The organism is Tessaracoccus rhinocerotis (assembly GCF_007197885.1).
Classification (GTDB): Bacteria; Actinomycetota; Actinomycetes; order Propionibacteriales; family Propionibacteriaceae; genus Arachnia; species Arachnia rhinocerotis.
Genome location: NZ_VKKG01000002.1, coordinates 545,716 through 564,103 on the forward strand (window position 1 = coordinate 545,716; position 18,388 = coordinate 564,103).

The following is an 18,388-nucleotide window of genomic DNA, read 5'->3' on the forward strand; positions in this document are numbered from 1 at the left end:
AGCCATGGAAGAGCGGTTGCAGGGGGTCTACGAGTCGGTCGTTGCCCGGAACCCGGGGGAAGCTGAGTTCCACCAGGCCGTCAAGGAGGTCTTCGAGAGCCTCAAGCCCGTGGTCCGGAAGCACCCGGATCTCCTCGACTCGAAGATCCTCGAGCGGGTCTGCGAGCCGGAGCGCCAGATCATCTTCCGGGTGCCGTGGCTGGACGACAACAACCAGGTCCAGGTCAACAGGGGCTTCCGCGTCGAGTTCAACTCCGCACTCGGCCCCTACAAGGGAGGCCTGCGGTTCCACCCCTCGGTCTACCTCGGCATCATCAAGTTCCTCGGCTTCGAGCAGATCTTCAAGAACTCGCTGACCGGGCTGCCCATCGGTGGCGGCAAGGGCGGCTCCGACTTCGACCCGCGCGGCCGCTCCGAGACCGAGATCATGCGGTTCTGCCAGTCGTTCATGACTGAGCTCTACCGCCACCTCGGGGAGTACACCGACGTCCCCGCGGGCGACATCGGCGTCGGCGGCCGCGAGATCGGCTACATGTTCGGCCAGTACAAGCGCATCACCAACCGGTACGAGTCCGGCGTCCTCACCGGCAAGGGCCTCGACTGGGGTGGATCGCTCGTGCGCAAGGAGGCCACCGGATACGGCACCGTCGTGTTCGCCGACCAGATGCTCAAGACCAAGGGCGAGAGCTTCGACGGCAAGCGCGTCTCGGTGTCCGGCTCCGGAAACGTTGCCATCTACGCCATCGAGAAGGTCCACCAGCTAGGCGGCAAGGTGATCGCCTTCTCCGACTCCAGCGGCTACGTCGTGGACGAGGACGGCGTTGACCTGCAGCTCCTGCAGCAGATCAAGGAGGTCGAGCGCGGCCGGGTCTCCGACTACGCCGAGCGTCGCAACGGCGCCGTCGTGGCCAAGGCCGGCTGCATCTGGGACCTCCCGGTTGACGTCGCCCTGCCGTGCGCCACCCAGAACGAGCTCGACGGCTCCAACGCGGCGACGCTCATCAAGAACGGCGTCATTGCCGTCGCGGAGGGCGCGAACATGCCCACCACGCCCGAGGGCATCGGCCACTTCCAGGAAGCCGGCATCCTCTACGGGCCCGGCAAGGCGGCCAACGCGGGTGGCGTGGCCACCTCCGCGCTGGAGATGCAGCAGAACGCGATGCGTGACTCGTGGGACTTCGAGTACACCGAGGAGCGCCTCACCAAGATCATGGAGCGAATCCACGCCGACTGCGCCGAGACCGCGGAGGAGTACGGCGAACCCGGCAACTACGTCATGGGGGCCAACATCGGCGGCTTCCGCAAGGTGGCCAACGCGATGGCGGCCTTCGGCGTGGTCTGAGCCGAACCGCTGCACCCAGACTCCACACGACCCCGCACCCTCGCAGGTGCGGGGTCGTGTTGTCCCGCGTGAGAGACTGGAGCGGTGCGAAGAATCGTCCTACTAGGCAGTACCGGCTCCATCGGGACCCAGGCCCTCGACGTCATCTCGTCCCGACGCGACGAGTTCGAGGTGGTGGCACTGGCCGCCTCCGGCGGGAACATCGCCGAGCTCGCGCGCCAGGTGATCCAGTTCGCCCCGGCCACGGTGGCCCTCGCCAAGGCCACGGCCGGACGTGAGCTGCAGCAGGCCCTCTACGCCGAGGCCGCCCAGCGGGGCTGGGCCACGGGCGACTACAAGCTCCCGAGGATCCTGCTCGGTCCAGACGCCGCCACCCAGCTGGCCGCGAGCGACTGCGACCTCGTCCTCAACGCCATCACCGGCGCCGCCGGGCTGCGGCCGACGCTGGCCTGCCTCGGGGCCGGGACCGCACTCGCACTGGCCAACAAGGAGTCGCTGGTCATCGGTGGCCGGCTCGTCACGGGGGCGGCCGCCCCGGGACAGATCATCGCCGTGGACTCCGAGCACTCCGCCTTCGCGCAGGCCCTCCGCAGCGGCCGCGCCGACGAGGTCAGCCGCCTCGTCCTGACCGCCTCCGGAGGCCCGTTCCGCGGCCGCACCCGCGCCGAGCTCATGGACGTGCGCCCCGAGGACGCCATGGCTCACCCCACCTGGAACATGGGGCGCGTCATCACCATCAACTCCGCCACGCTGGTCAACAAGGGCCTGGAGCTACTGGAGGCCGCGCTGCTCTACGACGTCGCCCTGAACGACGTCGTCGTGACCGTGCACCCGCAGTCCGTGGTCCACTCCATGGTGGAGTTCTGTGACGGCTCCACCATCGCCCAGGCCTCGCCACCCGACATGCGCCTGCCGATCGGGCTCGCCCTGACGTGGCCGAGGCGGCTTCCCGGTGCCGCCGCCCCCTGCGACTGGAGCACCGCCGCCACCTGGACCTTCGAACCCCTCGACGAGAAGACCTTCCCAGCCGTCGAACTGGCGCGCCGCGCGGGCAGGGCCTCCGGAACCGCCCCCGCCGTCTACAACGCCGCCAACGAGGCCTGCGTCGACGCGTTCTGCGAGGGGCGCCTCCGTTTCCCGGAGATCGTCGACGTCATCACCGAGTGCCTCGATGAGCACCTGGCAGCCGGCCACGTCGACGACGCCGACCTCAGCGTGGAGGCAGTCCTGGCCGCCGACCGCTGGGGCCGCACCCGGGCCGCCGAGATAGTCGCGGGGCGCGCATGACCACCCTCATGATCATCGGGCTGGCCGTCCTGTTCTTCGCGCTGATCATGGCCTCCATCGCGCTGCACGAGGTGGGACACATGGTCCCCGCGAAGCTGTTCGGCGTGAAGGTCACCCAGTACTTCGTCGGCTTCGGCAAGACGCTGTGGTCCCGCAGGAGAGGGGAGACCGAGTACGGCGTCAAGGCGATCCCGCTTGGCGGGTTCGTGCGGCTGGTCGGGATGTACCCTCCCGAACGCCCCTCCGACGGCCCCAAGGGCTGGCTCACCCGGATCGCCGACGAGGCGCGCAGCTTCGAGTACGAGGAGATCACCCCCGCCGACGACGGGCGGCTGCTCTACCAGAAGCCGGTGTGGCAGCGGGTCGTGGTCATGTTCGGCGGCCCCGCGATGAACATCCTGCTCGCCTTCGGGATCTTCCTCGGCATCAACACCCTCCACGGCACCTACCAGCCGACCCTCGAAGTGGCCCACGTCAGCGACTGCGTGATCCCGCAGGGCAGGGAACCCGCCGAGTGCCTGGACACCGACCCGCCCACGCCCGCCGCGGAGGCTGGCATCGAGGTGGGCGACGTGCTCGTCTCCTTCAACGGCCACGCGCTCACGGACTGGACCCAGATGGGCGACCTGATCCGCGCGAACCGCGACGGCGGCGCCACCATCGTCGTCGAGCGCGACGGCCGCGAGCTCACGCTGCCCACGGTCAACACCGTCCTGCACCACGTCCCGGACCGCCTCGACCCGACCACGTACGTCGAGGCGGGCTTCCTCGGTGTCTCGCCCAGCAACGAACTCACCAAGGCGGGCCCGCTCGCCACCCTCGAGCAGATGTGGGAGATGACACGGATGTCCGTGGTGGCACTCGTCGACTTCCCGGTCCGGGTGTGGAACGTCGGGGCCGACCTCGTCACGGGGCAGCCGCGCGACGCCAACAGCCCCATCTCCATCGTCGGCGCCAGCCGGGTGGCCGGGGAGATCGGCGCCGCCGACCAGATCCCCGCAGCGGACCGGGTGGCCAGCTGGATGTCCCTGCTGGGCAGCGTGAACCTGTTCGTCGCGCTGCTCAACCTGGTGCCGCTGCCACCCCTCGACGGCGGCCACATCGCGGCGGCACTCTACGACGGCCTCCGCCGGGCCTGGGCGCGGGTCCGGAACCGGCCCCGCCCGGCTCCGGCGGACACCGCCAAGCTGCTGCCGGTGGTCTACGTCGTCGGCGGATTCCTGCTCCTCGGCGGCGCGGTACTGATCCTCGCCGACATCATCAGCCCCATCCAGCTGTTCTGATTCACCGGCCGCGGATCAGGTGGGTATTCTGGGGACCATGTCCGTGAGTCTTGGAATGCCCGCTGCCCCCGCACCAACGCTTGCGCCCCGTCGCACGACTCGCAAGATCAGGGTCGGGTCCACCTTCGTCGGCGGTGATGCACCCATCTCGGTGCAGTCCATGACCACCACCAAGACCACCGACATCAACGGCACGCTGCAGCAGATCGCCGAACTGACCGCCACCGGATGCGACATCGTGCGTGTGGCCGTCCCCAGCCAGGACGACGCGGACGTGCTGCACATCATCGCGAAGAAGTCCCAGATCCCCGTGATCGCCGACATCCACTTCCAGCCGCGCTACGTGTTCGCCGCCATCGACGCCGGGTGCGCCGCCGTACGCGTCAACCCGGGCAACATCAAGCAGTTCGACGACAAGGTGGCCGAGATCGCGAAGGCCGCCAGTGACGCCGGGGTCTCCCTGCGCATCGGCGTCAACGCCGGCTCCCTGGACAAGCGCCTGCTCGCCAAGTACGGCTCGCCGACCCCGGAGGCGCTCGTCGAGTCCGCGCTCTGGGAGGCGTCGCTGTTCGAGGACGTCGGCTTCCACGACTTCAAGATCTCCGTCAAGCACAACGACCCGGTGGTCATGGTGCGGGCCTACGAGATGCTGAGCCAGCAGTGCGACTACCCCCTCCACCTCGGGGTCACCGAGGCGGGCCCGGCCTTCCAGGGCACCATCAAGTCCTCCGTCGCGTTCGGCGCGCTGCTCAGCCAGGGCATCGGCGACACCATCCGCGTCTCCCTGTCGGCCCCGCCGGCCGAGGAGGTCAAGGTGGGACTCAAGATCCTGGAGTCGCTCAACCTGCGCCCCCGGAAGCTGGACATCGTCTCCTGCCCGTCGTGCGGGCGCGCCCAGGTGGACGTCTACTCGCTCGCCGAGAAGGTCACCAAGGGTCTGGAGGGAATGCAGGCGCCGCTGCGCGTGGCCGTCATGGGCTGCGTCGTGAACGGCCCCGGCGAGGCCCGCGAGGCAGACCTCGGCGTGGCCTCCGGCAACGGCAAGGGCCAGATCTTCGTCAAGGGCGAAGTGGTCAAGACCGTTCCCGAGTCCGAGATCGTCGAGACCCTCCTCGTCGAGGCCCGGCGCATCGCCGCAGAGATGGGTGAGGTCGGTGCGCCTGAGGTCTCGGTCTCCTGAGATGTCCGTTGGCCTGAGGCCGCTCGGGCCCGATGACCTCCACGAGGTGGAGGCCCTGCTGGCGCAGCGCCCGGTGGAGAACCTGTTCCTCGCCGCGAAGATCGCCCAGTACGGCATCGACCGCCGCCGCGTCGGCAAGATCCACGGATTCGAGCGCGACGGCAGGCTGACCGCGGTCTGCCTCGACGGCGGCACGATCTTCCCCGCCGGTTTCGACCCCGACGCCGTGCCCGCGTTCGTGCGCGCCCTCGGCCCGTCGCGTACGGCTGCCTCCATCCTCGGCCCCAGCATGACCGCGCTGGGCCTCTATGTCGGCCTCATCGAGCGCTGGCCCGGTGCGTGGGGAAAGGTGTCCAACGTGCGGCAGCGGCAGCCGCTGATGGTCCTGGACAGCCCTCCCGCCAACGACGGCGACGAGCGGGTCCGGCTGCTCAGCACCCGGGAGTACGAGTCCTACCTGGCGGCGTCGGTGCACATGTACACCGAGGAGATCGGCAGCTCGCCGTTCAAGTACGGCGGCGGGTACGAGCGCTACGTCAAGGAGCGCCTGCATCAGGGCGACGCCTACGGCATCGTCGAGGGCGGCGAGGTGGTCTTCAAGGCGGACCTCGGACCGAAGCTCGGCAACCAGGCACAGCTGCAGGGCGTGTGGGTGCACCCGCACCGACGCGGTGAGGGCCTCTCGGTCCCGGCCCTGGCCTCGATGCTGCGGCTGGTGATGGAGCGCTACGGCCTGGTCTCCCTGTACGTGAACGACTTCAACACCCCCGCAATCCGCGCCTACGAGAGGCTCGGTTTCCGGACCGTCGGGGCGCTTGCCACCGTGCACTACTGAGTGGCGGAGCACCCCCGCGGCTGAAGTAGAGTTGCCCCCGTGATCGCCAGACTCTCCTCCCTCTTCGTCCGCACCCTCCGAGACGACCCGGCCGACGCCGAGGTGCCCAGCCACCGCTGGCTCGTCCGCGCGGGCTACATCCGCCGCGTCGCCCCGGGCATCTACTCGTGGCTGCCGCTCGGGCTGAAGGTGCTGCAGAAGGTGGAGGCGATCGTCCGCGAGGAGATGGACGCCATCGGCGCCCAGGAGGTGCACCTGCCCGCGTTGCTGCCCCGCGAACCCTACGAGGCCACCAACCGCTGGACCGACTACGGCGACAACCTGTTCCGACTCGTGGACCGCAAGGGCACCGACATGCTGCTCGGGCCCACGCACGAGGAGATGTTCACCCTCCTGGTCAAGGACCTGTACAACTCCTACAAGGACCTGCCGCTGTCGCTCTACCAGATCCAGACCAAGTACCGTGACGAGGCCCGTCCCCGCGCCGGACTGCTCCGCGGCCGCGAGTTCGTGATGAAGGACTCCTACTCCTTCGACGTCGACGACGCCGGCCTGGACGCCAGCTACCAGGCGCACCGGGGCGCCTACGTGCGCATCTTCGAGCGACTGGGCCTCGACTACGTGATCGTCTCGGCGATGGCCGGAGCCATGGGCGGGTCCCGCTCCGAGGAGTTCCTGGCCGTGGCCGCCAACGGTGAGGACACGTTCGTGCGCTCCGCCGGGGGCTACGCCGCCAACGTGGAGGCCGTGCGCACCGCCGCACCGGAGCCCCTGCCGGTGGCGGACGCGCCCGCCATGGCCACCGTCGCCACGCCCGGCGTCGGCAGCATCGCGGGGGTGGTTGACCTGCTGAACTCCGAGCACGCCCGGCCCGAGGGCTGGGGCGGCGCCGACACCCTGAAGAACGTGCTCTTCATGGTCACCGAGCCCAGCGGCGAGAGCTACCCGCTCGCGCTCGGCCTGCCCGGGGACCGCGAGGTGGACGCAAAGCGACTCGAGGCGGCCCTCGAGCCCTCCGTCGCCCAACCGTTCAGCGCGGAGGACTTCGAGAAGTACCCGGACCTGAAGGTGGGCTTCATCTCCCCGGTGAGCCTCGACGGCACCCGCGTGCTGGGTGAGGAGTCGGCAACCGGCATCCGCTACCTGACCGACCCCCGCGTGGTGGAGGGAACCCACTGGGTGACCGGCGCCAACGTGGTCGACGAACACCTCAGCGGCGTCACGGTCGGGCGCGACTTCACCGCCGACGGCGTCCTCGACGTCGCGGAGGTCCGTGAGGGCGACCCGGCACCCGACGGCTCGGGCCCGATGACACTGGCCCGCGGGATCGAGATGGGGCACATCTTCCAGCTCGGCCGGCGCTACGCCGAGGCCATGGGACTCAAGGTGCTCGACCAGAACGGGAAGCTGGTCACGGTGACGATGGGGTCCTACGGCGTGGGCGTCTCGCGCGCGGTCGCCGCCGTGGCGGAGGCGACCGCCGACGACAAGGGCCTCAGCTGGCCCGTCACACTGGCGCCCTACCAGGTCCAGGTGCTCGCCACCGGCAAGGACCCGAGCATCTTCGAGGAGGCCGAGCGCATCGCCTCCGAGTTGTCCGCCAAGGGTCTGGACGTCCTCGTCGACGACCGCAAGGCCAGCCCGGGCGTCAAGTTCGCCGACGCGGAGATCATGGGCATGCCCGTGACGGTCGTCGTGGGCCGGGGTCTGGCCGACGGTGTGGTCGAAATCCGCAACCGCGCCACCGGTGAACGCAACGAGGTGGCACTCGCCCAGGCCGTCCGGGCCGTCGAGGAACTGGTCGGCGCCAAGCGCTCCTGAGGACCGGCGCGGCGGGGTGCGGTCCTCAGACCTGCGCCCAGCCGGGCCAGTGGGGCAGGCGGCCGCCCCACGCCTGCACCTGCGGCACCTGCTGCAACATCTCCTGCAGCCAGTCGGTCCCCTCGGTGCCGGTGGCGACCAGCCGCGCGAGCGCGTCCAGCAGCCCCTGCTCCAGGACCGCCAGCGCGTCCGTGATCTCCTCGGGCGTGGTCATCGGGTTGGGCATCTCGTAGGCCACCTCCTGCTCGGGGGAGTCGCCATCGACCGCTGCCCGCAGGTGGTTGCGCTGTTCGCGCGCCTCGGCGAGCCGTCGCCGGGCGGCGTCGTGGACGTCGCCCTCGGGGAGGCGGCCGAGCCCCACCTCGAGGCCGTGCAGGAGGGCCCAGACGTGACTCAGTGCCACCAGCAGTGAGCCGTCCAAGGACGTCTCGGGGAACCTGATGGGCGTGCCCTCGCCCGGCACCGGTGCCAGTGCCCTGTTGCGCAGCCCGGCTGCGGCCGCCGCCAGCGAGGCGTGGAGCAGCCGTTCGGGTTGGCTCTGCGCGTCGGTGACCAGCTCGCCGAACAGGTCCGCACCCTCCGCCAGCAGCGCCGCCAGCGCGTCTTCGAACGGAGCGGTTGTGGGCGCCGGCGCCGGGGACGGGGTGAACACCGGTTCGGCGTCCGGCACCAACGGATCCGCTGCGTCCAGGCGGACCAGGTGTGCGTCGGCCTGTGCCGTGACGGCCGCGGCCCAGTCCGCGTCCTGCGCCGGTGCCGTGCCAACCAGCGCCCGCAACCTCGTGGTCCAGTCGGCCGCGCGCGCTGCTCCGGGGGACTGCACGGGACCGGTGGGGGTGGGGGAGAAGGGTGCAGAGGGCCCACCTGTGACGATCGGGCTGGGGGAGCAGGCGGCGAGGACAGCCGCCGGAAGTCCCGCGGCCAGGGCGAGCAGGCCACGACGGGTGGAACGCATGACGACGACCCTATCGGCGATGCGGCGTGCCTGCGAAGGGTGTTTTCGCGGAGAGATCGCGCTGCGGGATGTCGATCGAGGTGTGGCGGCATATGCTTGGGGGTCACACAATCGAGTCACACAACCGAATCGGAGAATCCCCATGCAAGAAAGCCAGCTCACCGAACTGGTGGAGCCCATCCTGGCCGACCACGGCCTCGAACTGGACAGCCTCGACGTCACGCCAGTGGGCAAGCGCAAGCTCCTGCGGATCACCGTCGACGGGGACGGCCCCGCAGGTCGCGGCCCGCTGCTCGATGACATCTCCGCAGCCTCTGCACGGATCTCCAAGGCCCTCGACGAGAGCACGGCCGTCGGACAGGCTCCCTTCACCCTCGAGGTGACCAGTCGCGGCGTCAGCAAGCCCCTGCAGGAGGCCAAGCACTACCGCCGCAACCTCCACCGCCTCGTGAAGCTGTGGCTCGCCGACCGCGAGGTCACCGGACGCATCATGGGGGTGGAGGGCGAAGCCGTCACCCTGGACGTCAAGGGGCAGTCGAGGGAGTTCGCCCTCGCCGACGTGACCAAGGCCGTGGTCCAGGTCGAGATGAACCCACCGAAGGAGTTCCGGACCGGCTCCGACGACAACGAAGACAACGACGACACCGAGGAGGCCTGAGCCATGGACGTGGATCTCGCAGCCCTGCGCGCCATCGAACGCGACAAGGAAGTCCCCATGGACTACCTCATCAGGACGCTTGAGGACGCCCTCCTCAACGCCTACAACAAGACCGACCACCCGTTGCGCGGCGTCAAGGTGGAGGTGGACCGCAAGACCGGAAAGGTCTCCGTCCTCGCGCCCGAGTTCGACGACGACGACCAGGTGGTGGGTTACTACGACGACACCCCGGAGGACTTCGGTCGGGTGGCGGCCTCCACCGCCCGCCAGGTCATCTTCCAGCGCCTGCGCGAGGCCGAGGACGACCAGAAGTTCGGCCACTTCTCCGGTTCCGAGGGGGACATCCTCGTCGGCGTCGTCCAGGCCGACCGGGACTCCAAGGCCGTCCGGGTGGACCTCGGCGCCCTCGAGGCGATCATGCCGCAGGCCGAGCAGGTGCCCGGTGAGGACTACTCGCACGGTCGCCGCATCCGCGTCTACGTCGTCGCCGTCCGCCGTGAGCTCCGCGGCCCGCAGGTGGTCGTCTCCCGGACGCACCCCAACCTGGTGAAGAAGCTCTTCGCGATGGAGGTCCCGGAGATCGGCTCCGGAGTCGTCGAGATCAAGGAGATCGCCCGCGAGGCCGGCCACCGCACCAAGATCGCCGTCGTCTCGCACGACCCGAACATCTCGGCCAAGGGCGCCTGCATCGGCCCGATGGGGCAGCGCGTCCGCGCTGTCACCAACGAGCTCGGCGACGAGAAGATCGACATCGTCGACTGGTCGGAGGACCCGACCCGGTTCGTCGCTGCGGCACTGTCCCCGGCGAAGGTGATGTCGGTGACGGTGGTCGACGCCTCGGCGCGTGCCTGCCGCGCGATCGTGCCCGACTACCAGCTCTCCCTGGCCATCGGCCGCGAGGGCCAGAACGCCCGGCTGGCGGCCCGCCTGACCGGTTGGCGCATCGACATCCAGCCCGACACCCAGCCCCAGGGCTGACCACAGCACCCACCCCGATCGGCACGCCCGGACCCCGTCCGTGGCGTGCCGATCCACGTTTCCCGCGATGTCGGGCCGGGACCGGTTGGATAACGATGCGGTAAATTTCCCCGCCGTGAGCCCTTGTGGGGCCTAGTCTGACGCCCATGCCAGACGCGAGCAGCCCAGCCCCGCTTGTCGAAGTACGTGGGGTGAACAAGTACTTCGGCGAGCACCATGTCCTCAAGGACATCGACATGGAGGTCGCCAGGGGCGAGGTCGTCATCGTCATCGGACCCTCCGGCTCGGGCAAGTCCACCCTCTGCAGGGCGATCAACCGGCTGGAGACCATCAACTCGGGCGACATCATCATCGACGGCCAACGCCTCCCGGACGAGGGCAAGGCGCTCGCCAGGCTCCGCAGCGAGGTGGGCATGGTCTTCCAGGCCTTCAACCTGTTCGCGCACAAGACCGTGCTGGAGAACGTGACGCTCGCACCCATCCAGGTGAAGAAGATCCCGAAGGCGAAGGCGGTGGAGAGGGCGATGGAGCTCCTCACCCGCGTGGGAGTGGAGGCGCACGCGAACAAGCTGCCGTCGCAGCTCTCCGGAGGGCAGCAGCAGCGGGTGGCCATCGCGAGGACGCTGGCGATGGATCCCAAGCTGATGCTGCTCGACGAGCCCACCAGCGCCCTGGACCCCGAGATGATCAACGAGGTCCTCGACGTCATGATCGCCCTGGCGCAGTCCGGCATGACCATGATCGTGGTGACCCACGAGATGGGCTTCGCCCGCAAGGCCGCCGACCGGGTGGTCTTCATGGCCGACGGCGCCATCGTCGAGGAGGCGCCTCCGGAGACGTTCTTCACCGACCCCAGTTCGGACAGGGCCAAGGACTTCCTGTCCAAGATCCTGCACTGACGCGGAACCAACCAACAAGGAGACAGCAATGAAGCGCAACAAGCTCGTAGCAGCGACGGTGGCGGCCCTGGCCCTGCCTGCCCTCGCAGCCTGCGGTGGCGACGCCGCAACGGAGAACGACTTCCCCGAGGGTTCGACGATGGCTCAACTGGCCTCCGACCAGAAGATCACCATCGGCACCAAGTTCGACCAGCCGCTGTTCGGCCTGGCGGGCCCCACGGGCGAGCCCGAGGGCTTCGACGTGGAGATCGGCAAGCTGGTCGCGGATGCCCTGGGCATTCCGGAGGAGAACATCGAGTGGGTCGAGACGGTCTCCCAGAACCGGGAGCCCTTCATCGAGCAGGGCAACGTGGACATCGTGGTGGCCACCTACACCATCAACGACACCCGCAAGGAGGTCATCGACTTCGCCGGGCCCTACTACACGGCCGGCCAGACCTTCCTGGTCCCCAAGGGCAACCCCGACGGCATCACCGGACCCGACGCGCTGGGGGACACCACCACCTGCACGGTGACCGGCTCCACCTCGGAGAAGAATGTGCGCGAGTACACCGAGAACATCATCACCGTGGACAAGTACTCCGACTGCCTGGAACCCATCCGCACCGGGCAGGCCCAGTCGATGACCACCGACAACGTGATCCTCGCCGGCCTCGTCGACCAGAGCGGTGACGAGTTCGAGGTGGTCAGCGAGACCTTCACCTCGGAGCCGTACGGGATCGGGCTCGCCAAGGGCGACGACGAGTTCCGCACGTTCATCAACGACGTCCTCGAGGCGTCCTACGGGGACGGGTCCTGGGCCGAGGCGTGGGAGTCCACCGCCGGCAAGGTCCTCGACACCCCCGAGCCCCCGGCGGTCGACCGCTACTGACCACCGACCGGTTCGGCGAACCGCTCGAACCCTGACGACGGAAGGCGCCCATGGACGCTGTGCTCAGCAACCTGGACAGCTACTGGCTGGGACTGCGGATGACCCTGCAGCTCCTGCTGGTCGGTGCCCTGGGCGCCTCCGTCATCGGGGTGGTCATCGCCTTCCTGCGGATCTCGCCGATCCCGAGCCTGCGCTGGATCGCCACCGCCTACACGGAACTGGTGCGCAACACCCCGCTCACGCTGGTGTTCTTCTTCATCATCGTGGTGCTGCCGTCGCTGGACATGGGGGTGCACTCGGTCCTGGGCGCCTACATCGCACTGTCGCTCTACCACTCGGCCTTCGTGGCGGAGGCGCTGCGCTCCGGCATCAACGGCGTCCCACTCGGACAGGCCGAGGCGGCCCGATCCGTCGGGCTCAACTTCATGCAGACGGTCACGCTCGTGGTGTTCCCGCAGGCAATGCGGATGGTGGTGCCGCCACTGATCAACGTGTTCATCGCCCTGACCAAGAACACCTCGGTGGCCGGTGGCTTCCTCGTGGTTGATCTGTTCGCCATCTCCAAGACCCTCACCAACGCGCACGGCAACGCAGTCATCGCGATCCTGCTGGGCGTCGCGTTCTGCTACCTCATCATCACCATCCCGCTCGGCCAGGTGGCCGGGCGGATCGAGAAGAAGGTGGCGGTCCTGCGATGAGTAACACCGCCCCCGTCCTGTACGAGGAGCCCGGGCCCAGGGGTCGCGCCGTGTCTCGGACGGTTTCCGTGGTCACCGGCCTGGTGATCGCCGGCACGCTGGCCTGGCTCGTCTACCGACTCGGCCAGCCCCGCACCACGGTCAACGGTGCCGTGCTGCCCGGGCTCTGGGCCCCGGAGCGCTGGGACATCTTCGCCGAGGGCACCGAGGTCTGGCAGGCGCTGCTCTGGCGCGGGCTGGTGCAGGGCACGCTCAGCGCGGCCGGCCTGGCCGCGGTCCTCGCGATCGGTTTCGGCATCTTCCTGTGCTTCGCCCGCACGGCGCCCCAGAAGTGGATCCGGGTGCCGGCCGCGATCCTGCTGGAGTTCTTCCGCGGCATGCCGGTGCTGCTGATGATGCTGTTCATCCTGCTGGCGCTGGCCACCACCGGGTACTGGGCGGTGGTGGGTGCGCTCGCCGTCTACAACGGGGCCATCATCGGCGAGGCACTGCGGGCCGGGCTGCAGGCCCTGCCGCGCGGCCAGCGGGAGGCAGGCCTCTCCGTCGGGTTGACGCCCTTCAGCAGTCGAATCCTGATCGAGTTCCCGCAGGCCTTCCGGCAGATGCTGCCCATCATCGTCGCGCAGCTCGTGGTGCTGCTGAAGGACACCTCACTGGCCTACGTCGTGGCCTACCCCGAGATCCTGCGCATCAGCCAGCAGCTGAAGGACTACTACGGCTCCACCACCTACTCCTTCTCGATCTTCCTGGTCTCGCTCGCCATCTACCTGGTGGTGAACCTTGCCCTGTCCGCGCTGGCGCGGTGGATCTCGCGACGCTCCGGGCCCAAGGCCGGCGTCGCCACCGACGAGGGCGGCATGAGCCTCGCCGCGATCGGAGTGTCGGCCAAGCCGCAGTAGGGTTGGGGCCGTGATCCCGCAACGCACCTGCCTCGGCTGCCGCCGGAGCGACGACCAGGACGCCCTGATCAGACTCGTGCGCGTCGGTGACGAGGTGGTCGAGGGCACCTCTCCCCGGCTGCCCGGCCGCGGTGCGTACCTGCACCCCGACGCCGGCTGCGCCGAGACCGCGCGCAGGCGAAACGCCCTCCGGAGGGCCTTCGGCGCGGGTGCGCGTCCGGCCGAGTCATTGCTGCGACGACTCGGCGAGATCGCTCCCGGCTGGATTCAGACCGCCTCGGGGGAGTAGACTGGCCGACGGCCCGGCGTCAATTCGCCGTGGCCGCATCGCTGAATGCCGACGATCCGCGTCGGCACGAACCAGAAAGTGGGCTAACGCTCATGACCACTCGATGAGAACCCAACGATGAGCAAGTCAACAAACTAACTGGTCCGGACCTGGGGTCTGGGCCGTGAAGGAGAGTAGTGGCCAAGCCTCGCGTCCACGAGATCGCCAAAGAGATCGGGATCACAAGCAAGGAGCTTCTGAAGAAGCTCAACGAGATGGGCGAATACGTTCGCGGCCCATCCTCCACGTTGGAGGCGCCCGTTGTGCGCCGCCTGCGGGAGTCGCTCAGCGGACCAACCGAAGCACCGAAGACCGAGGCGCCCAAGAAGGCGGCCCCGGCCAGCAGCAAGCCCGCAGCGGAGAAGAAGGCCGAGCCGGCCCCGCCCGCCGGTCCCCGCGCCACGCCCGGTGCACCCGTCAGTTCCGACGAGGGTGCCGTGACGTCGTCGGCACCCAAGCCCGCTGCCACACCCAGGCCCGGAGCCCGTCCGGGACCGAAGGCTCCCGCACCGGCCCCGAAGCCGGCCGCGAAGCAGCCCGAGGTGGAGCGTCCGTCCGCGGAGCGTCCCTCTGCTGATCGCCCGGCGCCGTCCTCGTCCGCACCCGCGCCCCGTCCCGGTGGTGGCGGTACCCGGCCGGCCCCCCGCCCCGGTGGCCCCACCCCCGGCAACGTCGGCCGCAAGCCCAGCGGGCCGCGCCCCGGCAACAACCCGTTCGCTCCCGCCCAGGGCATGGGGACCCAGCGTCCCAGCCGTCGCCCCGAGGGTGGCAGCCGTCCCGAGGGTCGCGAGCAGCGTCCCGGCGCACGCCCGGGTGGCCCCGGTGGTGCAGCCGGTACCGGCATGCCCCGTCCCGGTGGCACCGGCGGGATGCCCCGCCCGAACCCGGCCATGATGCCGAAGCAGCAGTCGAACCAGCTGGGATCCAGCGCACCGACCCGTGGCCGCGGTGGTCCCGGAGGTCCCGGTGGTGGTCGCGGTCGCCCCGGTGGCGGCGGCGGAGCCCCGGGCCGTCCCGGTGGCGGTGGCCCCGGTGGTGGCGGTGGCTTCGGCGGTCCCCCGATGGGTGGCGGCGGTCGCGGTCGTGGCCGCAGCGGCGGCACCCAGGGTGCCTTCGGTCGCGGCGGTGCCGGCGGCAGGCGTGGACGCAAGTCCAAGAAGCAGCGCAGGCAAGAGTTCGACCAGATGGAGGCCCCGTCGATCGGCGGCGTGCGCGTCCGCAAGGGTGACGGCCAGACGGTGCGACTGCGCCGCGGTGCGTCCCTGACGGACCTCGCCGAGAAGATTGGCGTCGACGCGGCATCGCTCGTGCAGGTGCTGTTCCACCTGGGCGAGATGGTGACTGCGACGCAGTCCGTGGCCGACGACACCCTCGAGGTGCTCGGCGCCGAGCTCGACTACAACATCGAGGTCGTCTCCCCCGAGGACGAGGACCGTGAGCTGCTGGAGTCCTTCGACCTGGAGTTCGGCGAGGACCTCGGCGACGAGGACGACCTCGAGTCCCGTCCCCCGGTCGTCACCGTCATGGGCCACGTCGACCACGGCAAGACCCGTCTGCTCGACACCCTGCGCAAGTCCAACGTGGCTGGCAAGGAGGCCGGGGGCATCACCCAGGCCATCGGCGCCTACCAGGTGGAGACCGAGGTCGACTCCAACGAGCGCGCCATCACCTTCATCGACACCCCCGGTCACGAGGCGTTCACCGCCATGCGTGCCCGTGGTGCGAAGTCCACGGACATCGCGGTGCTCGTCGTGGCCGCTGATGACGGCGTGATGCCGCAGACCATCGAGGCGCTCAACCACGCCAAGGCGGCCGACGTGCCCGTCGTGGTCGCGGTCAACAAGATCGACAAGGAGTCGGCCGACCCCACCCGGGTCCGCGGCCAGCTCTCCGAGTTCGGCCTGGTGCCGGAGGAGTACGGCGGCGACACACAGTTCATCGACGTCTCGGCCGCCACCGGCCAGGGTCTCGACGAGCTGCTCGAGGCGATCGTCCTGACCGCCGACGCCGCACTGGACCTGCGTGCCAACCCGGACATGCCCGCCCAGGGCGTGGCCATCGAGGCACACCTCGACAAGGGACGTGGCCCCGTGGCCACCGTCCTGGTCCACCGCGGCACGCTGCGCATCGGTGACTCGATCGTCGCGGGCTCGGCCCACGGCCGTGTCCGTGCGCTGATCTCGGACACCGGCGAGACCCTGGAGCAGGCGGAGCCTTCGCGTCCCGTGCAGGTGCTCGGCCTGACGTCCGTGCCCGGTGCCGGTGACAACGTCCTGGTCGTGGACGACGACCGCATGGCCCGCCAGATCGCCGACAAGCGTGCTGCCCGCATGCGCGCCGCGCAGCAGGCTGCCGGTTCCCGTCGCAAGACCCTCGACCAGCTGTTCGAGCAGCTCGAGAAGGGCGAGACGCAGGAGCTGCTGCTCATCCTCAAGGGTGACGGTGCCGGTTCTGTCGAGGCACTCGAGGACGCACTGTCCAAGATCGACGTCGGCGAAGAGGTCTCGCTGCGCGTCATCGACCGCGGCGTGGGTGCCATCACGGAGACCAACGTCTCCCTGGCGGCGGCCTCCAAGGCCGTCATCATCGGCTTCAACGTCCGTCCGACGCAGCACGCTGCCCGGATGGCCGACGCCGAGAACGTGGACATCCGGTTCTACTCGGTCATCTACTCCGCCATCGACGAGATCGAAGCAGCCCTCAAGGGCATGCTCAAGCCGATCTTCGCCGAGGAGGTTCGTGGCCAGGCAGAGATCCGCGAGATCTTCCGCAGCTCCAAGTTCGGAAACATCGCGGGTTGCATGGTCACCGACGGCACCATCAAGCGGAACCAGAAGGCGCGCCTCCTGCGCGAGGGCGTCGTGATCGCGGACACCTCGATCTCGTCGCTGCGTCGCGAGAAGGACGACGCGACGGAGGTCCGCGAGGGCTTCGAGTGTGGTCTGACCCTCAACAACTACAACGACGTCAAGATCGGCGACGTCGTCGAGACCTACGAGATGGTGGAGCGCGAGCGGTCCTGACCGTCCGGCCCCACCAGCGAAGGAGTAGCCATGCCCAACCCGAGGAATGCGAAGCTCGCCGACCAGATCCAGGTGATCCTCGCCTCCACGATCGAGCGCCGCGTGAAGGACCCCCGTCTCGGGTTCGTCACGATCACGGAGGTGCGGCTGACCGGTGACAACCGGGAGGCCACCGCCTTCTACACGGTGCTCGGGGACGAGGATGAGCGTGCCGGGACCGCGGCGGCCCTCGAGTCCGCCAAGGGCATGCTCCGCTCGACGGTCGGCCAGCAGTTGGGCATGAAGTTCACGCCCACGCTGGAGTTCGTCCTCGACGCCACCTCCGAGGTGGCGAAGAACATCGAGGACCTGCTTGCGAAGGCCCAGGCCAGCGACGCCGAGGCTGCGGCCCGGGCGCAGGGCGCGGCCTACGCGGGCGAGTCCAACCCGTACCGGGAGCCGCGTGAGACCTCCGGCGAGCAGGAGTGACCCAGTCCTCCGGACTCGTCGTGGTCGACAAGCAGGCGGGCGCCACCTCTCACCAGGTGGTGTCCCGCCTGCGGCGGCTCCTGGGCACGCGCAAGATCGGGCATGCGGGGACACTGGACCCGATGGCCACCGGCGTGCTGATCCTCGGCGTCAACCGGGCCACCCGACTGCTCGGCCACCTCGCGCTGCACGACAAGCGCTACCTGGCCACCGTCCGGCTGGGGGAGTCCTCCAGCACTGATGACGCCGACGGCGAGGTCACCCCGGTGGCGCCCGCCGACGGCGTCGACGCGGAGCAGTTGGAGCACGCCCTCGCCCCCCTGCGGGGCAGGATCAGCCAGGTCCCCAGCGCGGTCTCGGCCATCAAGGTGAACGGCCAGCGCGCCTACAAGCTCGCCCGCGAGGGCAAGGAGGTGGAGCTCGCCGCGCGAGCGGTCGAGGTCTCCCGCCTGGACGTCCTCGACGTCCGCCCCGGCGCCGGAGTGTTGGACGTCGACCTCGACGTCGAGTGCTCGAGTGGCACCTACATCCGCGCGATCGCCCGCGACCTCGGCAACGCGCTCGGCGTGGGCGGCCACCTCACCAGTCTGCGCCGCACCCGCATCGGTGGCTACGACGTCGCCGAGGCGGTGACCCTCGGCAACGAGCCGCCGAGGCTGATGTCAATGGCCGAGGGTGCCCGTCGCAGCTTCCCCTGCATCAACGTCGACGCCTCGGCAGAGACCGACATCCGTTTCGGGCGTGCGCTCACCATGCCCGTGCCGGCGGAGGTGACGGGGATGCTCTCCCCGACGGGTGAGTTGCTGGCCCTGTATCGTCCGGACGGTGACGGCTCCCGTCCTGTCGCCGTACTCGTCTGAAAC

The 18,388-nt window shown here is 69.5% G+C and carries 17 protein-coding genes; 16 read left to right on the forward strand and 1 reads right to left on the reverse strand.

Features of this window, described 5'->3' with window-relative positions; all coding sequences use genetic code 11:
* Positions 1-4 precede the first annotated feature (4 nt).
* The 6 genes from gdhA (at position 5) to FOJ82_RS07705 (ending at position 7,748) form a co-directional block, all read left to right on the forward strand.
* Entirely contained in the window at positions 5-1,342 is a 1,338-nt protein-coding gene (gdhA, locus tag FOJ82_RS07680; protein WP_143937863.1) for an NADP-specific glutamate dehydrogenase, read from the forward strand.
* An 84-nt stretch (positions 1,343-1,426) separates the two neighbouring features.
* The gene (gene dxr, locus FOJ82_RS07685) at positions 1,427-2,629 is read left to right on the forward strand and encodes a 1-deoxy-D-xylulose-5-phosphate reductoisomerase (protein ID WP_143937864.1); all 1,203 of its coding nucleotides are present in this window, start codon (positions 1,427-1,429) and stop codon (positions 2,627-2,629) included.
* A complete protein-coding gene (locus FOJ82_RS07690) occupies positions 2,626-3,912 on the forward strand; it encodes a M50 family metallopeptidase (RefSeq protein WP_143937865.1) in 1,287 nt (428 codons plus the stop codon). The genes dxr and FOJ82_RS07690 overlap by 4 nt, the downstream gene beginning before the upstream one ends.
* Before the next feature lie 37 nt (positions 3,913-3,949).
* On the forward strand, positions 3,950-5,092 hold the full coding sequence (ispG, locus tag FOJ82_RS07695) for a flavodoxin-dependent (E)-4-hydroxy-3-methylbut-2-enyl-diphosphate synthase (protein WP_143937866.1): 1,143 nt from the start codon (positions 3,950-3,952) through the stop codon (positions 5,090-5,092).
* Between the two features lies 1 nt (position 5,093).
* Positions 5,094-5,927, forward strand: coding sequence for a GNAT family N-acetyltransferase (locus FOJ82_RS07700; RefSeq protein ID WP_143937867.1), 834 nt, complete (start codon positions 5,094-5,096; stop codon positions 5,925-5,927).
* Between the two features lie 39 nt (positions 5,928-5,966).
* Complete coding sequence (locus tag FOJ82_RS07705; protein WP_143937868.1) at positions 5,967-7,748, forward strand: proline--tRNA ligase; 1,782 nt, start codon at positions 5,967-5,969, stop codon at positions 7,746-7,748.
* Positions 7,749-7,773: 25 nt separating this feature from the next.
* On the opposite strand, the gene FOJ82_RS07710 is transcribed toward FOJ82_RS07705, so the two are convergent.
* Positions 7,774-8,703 (reverse strand): DUF4439 domain-containing protein, encoded by a 930-nt coding sequence (locus FOJ82_RS07710; protein ID WP_185975674.1) that lies wholly within the window; start codon positions 8,701-8,703, stop codon positions 7,774-7,776.
* 142 nt (positions 8,704-8,845) lie between these two features.
* Between FOJ82_RS07710 and rimP the strand changes: the two genes are divergently transcribed.
* The 10 genes from rimP to truB all read left to right on the forward strand — a co-directional run bounded on the left by rimP (position 8,846) and on the right by truB (position 18,385).
* Entirely contained in the window at positions 8,846-9,361 is a 516-nt protein-coding gene (rimP, locus tag FOJ82_RS07715) for a ribosome maturation factor RimP (RefSeq protein ID WP_143937870.1), read from the forward strand.
* Between the two features lie 3 nt (positions 9,362-9,364).
* The gene (nusA, locus tag FOJ82_RS07720) at positions 9,365-10,339 is read left to right on the forward strand and encodes a transcription termination factor NusA (protein WP_143937871.1); all 975 of its coding nucleotides are present in this window, start codon (positions 9,365-9,367) and stop codon (positions 10,337-10,339) included.
* 146 nt (positions 10,340-10,485) lie between these two features.
* Positions 10,486-11,238 carry an amino acid ABC transporter ATP-binding protein gene (locus FOJ82_RS07725; RefSeq protein ID WP_143937872.1) on the forward strand — a complete coding sequence of 251 codons (753 nt, stop codon included), beginning with the start codon at positions 10,486-10,488 and terminating at the stop codon, positions 11,236-11,238.
* A gap of 28 nt (positions 11,239-11,266) precedes the next feature.
* Positions 11,267-12,109 (forward strand): glutamate ABC transporter substrate-binding protein, encoded by an 843-nt coding sequence (locus FOJ82_RS07730; RefSeq protein ID WP_143937873.1) that lies wholly within the window; start codon positions 11,267-11,269, stop codon positions 12,107-12,109.
* Positions 12,110-12,159: 50 nt separating this feature from the next.
* On the forward strand, positions 12,160-12,807 hold the full coding sequence (locus FOJ82_RS07735) for an amino acid ABC transporter permease (protein ID WP_143937874.1): 648 nt from the start codon (positions 12,160-12,162) through the stop codon (positions 12,805-12,807).
* A complete protein-coding gene (locus FOJ82_RS07740; RefSeq protein ID WP_143937875.1) occupies positions 12,804-13,706 on the forward strand; it encodes an amino acid ABC transporter permease in 903 nt (300 codons plus the stop codon). The genes FOJ82_RS07735 and FOJ82_RS07740 overlap by 4 nt, the downstream gene beginning before the upstream one ends.
* Positions 13,707-13,716: 10 nt before the next feature.
* Entirely contained in the window at positions 13,717-13,995 is a 279-nt protein-coding gene (locus FOJ82_RS07745; protein WP_143937876.1) for a YlxR family protein, read from the forward strand.
* 176 nt (positions 13,996-14,171) lie between these two features.
* Positions 14,172-17,057: a translation initiation factor IF-2 gene (infB, locus tag FOJ82_RS07750; protein WP_143937877.1), complete on the forward strand. Its 2,886-nt coding sequence runs from the start codon at positions 14,172-14,174 to the stop codon at positions 17,055-17,057.
* Between the two features lie 30 nt (positions 17,058-17,087).
* The gene (gene rbfA, locus FOJ82_RS07755) at positions 17,088-17,525 is read left to right on the forward strand and encodes a 30S ribosome-binding factor RbfA (protein WP_143937878.1); all 438 of its coding nucleotides are present in this window, start codon (positions 17,088-17,090) and stop codon (positions 17,523-17,525) included.
* The gene (gene truB, locus FOJ82_RS07760; RefSeq protein WP_143937879.1) at positions 17,522-18,385 is read left to right on the forward strand and encodes a tRNA pseudouridine(55) synthase TruB; all 864 of its coding nucleotides are present in this window, start codon (positions 17,522-17,524) and stop codon (positions 18,383-18,385) included. Before rbfA ends, truB begins: the two co-directional genes overlap by 4 nt.
* Positions 18,386-18,388 lie beyond the last annotated feature (3 nt).